Source organism: Streptomyces sp. NPDC057474 (genome assembly GCF_042802555.1).
In the GTDB taxonomy this organism is placed as follows: Bacteria; Actinomycetota; Actinomycetes; order Streptomycetales; family Streptomycetaceae; genus Streptomyces.
On the sequence record NZ_JBHVDX010000109.1, the window covers coordinates 1 to 5192 of the forward strand.

Sequence of the window (5192 nt, forward strand, 5' to 3'; positions counted from 1 at the left end):
CACCTGAAGACAGAAAGCACGGGGCGCGACCCCTGCTTTTCAGGTGCGCGGGGAACTGCGCGAGCAACCACACACAACCCGCACTCGCCCACCACCCATACGCACGACCACCGCCGGGCTGCCCCCTCAAGGGCAACCCGGTGGTCACGTGTCAACGCGTGACACTCAGTCGGAGATCAGACCCTCGCGGAGCTGGGCCAGTGTGCGGGTGAGCAGGCGGGAGACGTGCATCTGGGAGATGCCGACCTCTTCGCCGATCTGGGACTGCGTCATGTTCGCGAAGAACCGGAGCATGATGATCCGGCGCTCGCGGGGCGGCAGCTTGGCCAGTAGCGGCTTGAGGGATTCGCGGTACTCCACGCCCTCCAGCGCCGTGTCCTCGTAGCCGAGGCGGTCCGCGAGGGAGCCCTCGCCGCCGTCGTCCTCGGGGGCCGGCGAGTCCAGTGACGACGCCGTGTACGCGTTGCCGACCGCGAGGCCGTCGACGACGTCCTCCTCCGACACGCCCAGTACGGCGGCTAGTTCGGAGACCGTCGGGGAGCGGTCGAGCTTCTGGGACAGCTCGTCGCTGGCCTTGGTGAGGGCCAGCCGCAGCTCCTGCAAACGGCGCGGTACCCGGACCGACCACGAGGTGTCGCGGAAGAACCGCTTGATCTCGCCCACGACCGTCGGCATCGCGAACGTCGGGAACTCCACGCCCCGTTCGCAGTCGAAGCGGTCGATCGCCTTGATCAGGCCGATCGTTCCGACCTGGACGATGTCCTCCATCGGTTCGTTGCGCGACCGGAAACGTGCGGCGGCGTAACGCACCAGCGGGAGGTTGAGCTCGATGAGGGTGTCCCGCACATAGGCACGCTCGGGACTGTTCTCGTCGAGTGCGGCCAGCCGCAGGAACAGGGAGCGGGACAGGGTGCGGGTGTCGATGTTCGCCGAGGCCGACAAGGCCGGAAGGTCAGTCACCGGCGGAGCCTGGGGACCGGGACGGTCCTCAAGCGCCCGAAGGTCCTGAGGGGCCTGGATAGCGTCGGGCGCGGTCTCGCTCTTGTCGAGCGTGAGCACCTTCGAGCTGCCCTGGTCTGCGGACATGCCACCCCCTTTGGGTCGCGGACGGTCGCGGCGGACGCTCCGTCGTAAGGAACGCAGCCTCCACCTGAATACCGGCGGCGAGGCCACGGCAAACGCGCTGGGGAGAGAATGTCACACGTCGGCAACGCGATGTAGTGACATGTCGACATGGAGAGGGTGAATAAGCCCTGGAAACAGACGGTCTGATGGGATTTCAGCTCAAGTCTGTCGGAAAAACCGTCAATGAGCGATTCGCTCTCACCGGTGACACCTCGACAGCGCATTCGGTCACGCCCATGGCCTGCGCACGCGTACCGCTGGCCGATTCTGTGCGCCCCGCCTGCCTTCGTGCGCCCCGCGTGCCCCATGGTCCATCCGCGGTGCGACGGCGGCATTGGTTACCGAAGGTCACCCATCCATGGGCGCGGGGAACTGCGCGATCAGCCACGACGGAACCCGCACCCGCAGGACCACAGAAAGCCGGCAGACGAGTAGGCACCCGGCGACAGAGCGGGGCGCCTACGCCTCGATCCGGTTGGCCGAACGCAGCCGCGCGAAGCTCCGGGCCAGCAGGCGCGACACATGCATCTGGGAGACTCCCAGCTCCGCGCTGATCTGCGACTGCGTGAGGTTGCTGTAGTAGCGGAGCAGCAGGATCCGCTGTTCACGCTCGGGGAGTTGGACGAGGAGATGCCGGACGAGGTCGCGGTGTTCGACGCCGTCGAGCTCGGGGTCCTCGTAGCCGAGCCGGTCGAGCAGCCCCGGCAGTCCGTCGCCCTCCTGCGCGGCCTCCAGGGAGGTCGCGTGGTACGAGCGGCCCGCCTCGATGCAGGACAGGACCTCCTCCTCGGTGATGCGCAGCCGCTCGGCGATCTCGGCGGTGGAAGGGGTGCGCCCGAAGGCGGTGGTGAGGTCCTCGGTCGCGCCGTTCACCTGTACCCAGAGCTCGTGCAGCCGGCGCGGGACATGGACCGTGCGGACGTTGTCGCGGAAGTACCGCTTGATCTCGCCGACGACGGTCGGCATCGCGAAGGTCGGGAACTGCACGCCCCGGTCCGGGTCGAACCGGTCGATGGCGTTGATCAGCCCGATGGTCCCGACCTGGACCACGTCTTCCATGGGCTCGTTGCGGGAGCGGAAGCGGGCGGCCGCGTAGCGCACGAGCGGGAGGTTCGCCTCGATGAGCGCCCCGCGCACGCGGTTGTGCTCCGGGGTGCCCGGCACCAGATGCTTCAGCTCGCCGAACAGCACCTGGGTGAGGGCCCGGGTGTCGGCGCCGCGACGTTTCTCCGGGGCGGGGGCCGTGGCCTGGGCTGTGACCTGGGCCGACGCGGGGTCGGGAGCCGGGACGTCTTCCTGGGGAGGCGCAGTACTGGCCGACACAGTCAACGCCACCTCTTCATCCATCAACTCAACCGTCAAAAGCGGTCATAGCATCACAAGACATGTGCACTGTGATCAAGTACCGCATAGCGCCGTGTTGAGCGAAAGTTGAAGACAGGAAGGGCAATTGGGTGTAAAAAGCCCCGCACTGTTCGAGTGCGGGGCGAAAGATTCGGCCGTACGGCTCAGAACTCGTAGTCGGCGATGATCCACGTGGCGAACTCGTGCCACAGCGCCACGCCCGCCTGGTGGTCCGGGTGCTCGGCGTACGTGCGCAGCGCGTCCACGTCGTCGAACGCCGAGTTGATCGCGAAGTCGTAGGCGACAGGACGGTCGCTGAAGTTCCAGCCCAGCTCCCAGTGGCGGATCTCCCCGATCTTGCCGTCGAGGTCGCGGAAGGCGTCCACGCCCTTCACGACCCGCGGGTCGTCGCGCTCGACGCCCTCGTTGAGCTTGAAGAGGACCAGGTGGCGGATCATTGGCGCTCCGGGAAGGTCGTACGAGGTACTGGTGCTAGTTGGCCCCGTCGGCGAGCCAGGTGAAGAAGTCGCCGATGGACTGGGCGGCGTTCGAGACGCCCTCGAACCCTATCTGGACGTAGTCGGCGGCGTTTTCCGGGTCCGTGATGATCACGTAGAGCACGAAGACCACGAGCACATACAGCGCGATCTTCTTTCCCTGCACCGCCACCGCGGCCTCCCCCGTCTCTTGTGCCCTGTGGGCCCCATGGGTCCTCTTTGTCGGCGGCGAGTGTAACCCGATCATGCGTTCGCAGGAGAGACCGGAAACGCACGAAGGGCCCCGCCTGACGACGGGGCCCTTCTTCAGCGGTAGCGGAGGGATTTGAACCCTCGGTGACTTGCGCCACACTCGCTTTCGAGGCGAGCTCCTTCGGCCGCTCGGACACGCTACCGAGAGAGACCTTACAACAAGGTGGGGCGTGCTTTGAAATCGGTATCGGGCGGGTCCCGCGGCCGATACCGACGGGATGCCGGCGAGTCGTCAGCGGGCCCGGAAGAAGTCGGTGAGGAGCCGGGCGCAGTCGTCGGCGAGGACGCCCTCGATGACCTCGGGTCGGTGGTTGAGCCGGCGGTCACGCACGACGTCCCAGAGGGAGCCGGTGGCGCCGGCCTTCTCGTCGCGGGCGCCGTAGACGACCCGGTCGACCCGGGACTGCACGAGCGCGCCCGCGCACATCGTGCAGGGTTCGAGGGTGACGACCAGGGTGCAGCCGGTCAGCCGCCACTCGCCCGTCCGCCTCCCACCTCTACCCTTGCCGGAGGCGCTTCGCGCCGCTGAATCTCGCAAAACGGCGGCGGCCCGGCGGACCGCCAGCACCTCCGCGTGGGCGGTCGGGTCGCCGGTCGCCTCGCGTTCGTTGTGCCCGGTGGCCAGTACGGTCGTGCCGTCCGGGGACAGGACGACCGCACCGACCGGGACGTCACCACCCTCGGCGGCCCGCCCGGCCTCGGCCAGGGCGAGCCGCATCGCGGCCCGCCAGCGGTCGCGTACCGGATCGGGGCCCGGTGCCTCTGCGTCGATTGCTTCGGTCACCCGGGGAACGTAGCGGATGGGCTCAGCGGACCGTCTCCAGGACCTCCGACGCCCCGAGGGCCTCGGCGATCGAGCTGAGGGCGTCGTCGGCGTCGAGAGCGCGCAGCTCCTTCTCGCCCACCCCCAGGTCGTCGAGGATCTCGGTGTCGCCGACCGGGCTGTGCGGCACGGCCTCGGCGGACGTGTCGTCATCGTCGGCGGCGTCGGACTCGCCGTCCTCGGTGCCGTCGAGGTCGAGGGAGTCCAGGTCGGCGGCGTCGTCGTCGCCGGGCTCCCTTCCGAGCAGTTCGTCGGTGAGCAGGATCTCGCCGTAGCTGCTGCGGGCAGCGGCGGCGGCGTCCGACACATAGATACGAGGGTCGTCCTCGCCATCGATGCGGACGACGCCGAACCAGGCGTCCTCCTGCTCGATGAGCACCAGCACCGTGTCGTCGCCGGGCGAGGCTTCACGGGCCAGGTCGGCCAGATCCGACAGGGTTTCCACATCGTCGAGCTCTGTGTCGCTCGCTTCCCACCCGTCTTCGGTGCGCGCGAGCAGTGCGGCGAAGTACACCGTGACTCTCCCACTGGTCATAGGTGTGCCGGTTGGGGGTCCCCCCGGCGGAGGTTGTGGGTGGGGAGGCTTGGGTCCGAGCCCCACCCACTCGGAATCGTGGCAGAAACAGAGCGCCCAGGGGACGTCTTCGGCTCCCTGTGTCCGGCTCTTTTGGTCGCCGGTGGGTCCGCCGTTCACCTGCGCACCTGTTGCCGCCACCAGCGGATCGTACGCGGAGTTCCTAGTCGCATCTGCACGACCACCCCGCGAACGCCCCACACATACCCCACGAGTACGACACACGGGCCCCGTCGGGAAGGCGGGAAGGGCCGGTGGCGACAGGGGGAGGGAGATGGGGGGCCGGATGGGGAGAGGGAGGGGACGGCGCGCGTGGAAGAGAAGGGTGGCAGCGGCGGGGCGTGGCGGGTCGCGGGAAGACAGGGGCGGCCAGGAAAGGAAGCGGGTGGAGCTGAGAGAGATCAGGGAGGGAGCAAAAGACGGGGAGGGGCGGCGGGAGAGGGGCGGGAGGGGCAGGAGAGGGCGTGATGACGGGCAGGGAGGGGCGAGGGCGGGAACGGACGGACTCTCGGACACGCTCGGAGGGGTGTCGGCGGGCATGGAGAGGGGCCGGGCGAGGGGCGTGGGAGACCGGGGC

Annotated in this window: 7 protein-coding genes and 1 tRNA gene; 1 reads left to right on the forward strand and 7 read right to left on the reverse strand. The window is 68.6% G+C overall.

Annotated elements, in window-relative coordinates:
- Positions 1-165: 165 nt before the first annotated feature.
- From ACFU53_RS27020 to ACFU53_RS27050, 7 genes are all read right to left on the reverse strand, one after another.
- Positions 166-1086 (reverse strand): RNA polymerase sigma factor SigF, encoded by a 921-nt coding sequence (locus ACFU53_RS27020; protein ID WP_383997528.1) that lies wholly within the window; start codon positions 1084-1086, stop codon positions 166-168.
- A gap of 498 nt (positions 1087-1584) precedes the next feature.
- Positions 1585-2472 (reverse strand): RNA polymerase sigma factor SigF, encoded by an 888-nt coding sequence (locus ACFU53_RS27025; RefSeq protein WP_383997531.1) that lies wholly within the window; start codon positions 2470-2472, stop codon positions 1585-1587.
- 161 nt (positions 2473-2633) lie between these two features.
- A complete protein-coding gene (locus ACFU53_RS27030; protein ID WP_383997534.1) occupies positions 2634-2927 on the reverse strand; it encodes a Dabb family protein in 294 nt (97 codons plus the stop codon).
- Positions 2928-2961: 34 nt separating this feature from the next.
- Positions 2962-3138, reverse strand: coding sequence for a hypothetical protein (locus tag ACFU53_RS27035; RefSeq protein WP_383997537.1), 177 nt, complete (start codon positions 3136-3138; stop codon positions 2962-2964).
- A 138-nt stretch (positions 3139-3276) separates the two neighbouring features.
- Positions 3277-3361: transfer RNA gene (locus tag ACFU53_RS27040), tRNA-Ser, on the reverse strand.
- An 89-nt stretch (positions 3362-3450) separates the two neighbouring features.
- A complete protein-coding gene (locus ACFU53_RS27045; protein ID WP_383997540.1) occupies positions 3451-4002 on the reverse strand; it encodes a nucleoside deaminase in 552 nt (183 codons plus the stop codon).
- A 22-nt stretch (positions 4003-4024) separates the two neighbouring features.
- Entirely contained in the window at positions 4025-4555 is a 531-nt protein-coding gene (locus ACFU53_RS27050) for a hypothetical protein (RefSeq protein ID WP_383997609.1), read from the reverse strand.
- Between the two features lie 445 nt (positions 4556-5000).
- Between ACFU53_RS27050 and ACFU53_RS27055 the strand changes: the two genes are divergently transcribed.
- Positions 5001-5192: hypothetical protein (locus ACFU53_RS27055; protein ID WP_383997542.1), on the forward strand; the 192-nt coding region annotated here is incomplete at its 3' end.

Coding starts and splice junctions, on each gene's coding strand:
- ACFU53_RS27020 (WP_383997528.1), bottom strand. CDS start 1,086: ATGTCCGCAGACCAGGGCAGCTCGAAGGTGCTCACGCTCGACAAGAGC.
- ACFU53_RS27025 (WP_383997531.1), bottom strand. CDS start 2,472: ATGGATGAAGAGGTGGCGTTGACTGTGTCGGCCAGTACTGCGCCTCCC.
- ACFU53_RS27030 (WP_383997534.1), bottom strand. CDS start 2,927: ATGATCCGCCACCTGGTCCTCTTCAAGCTCAACGAGGGCGTCGAGCGC.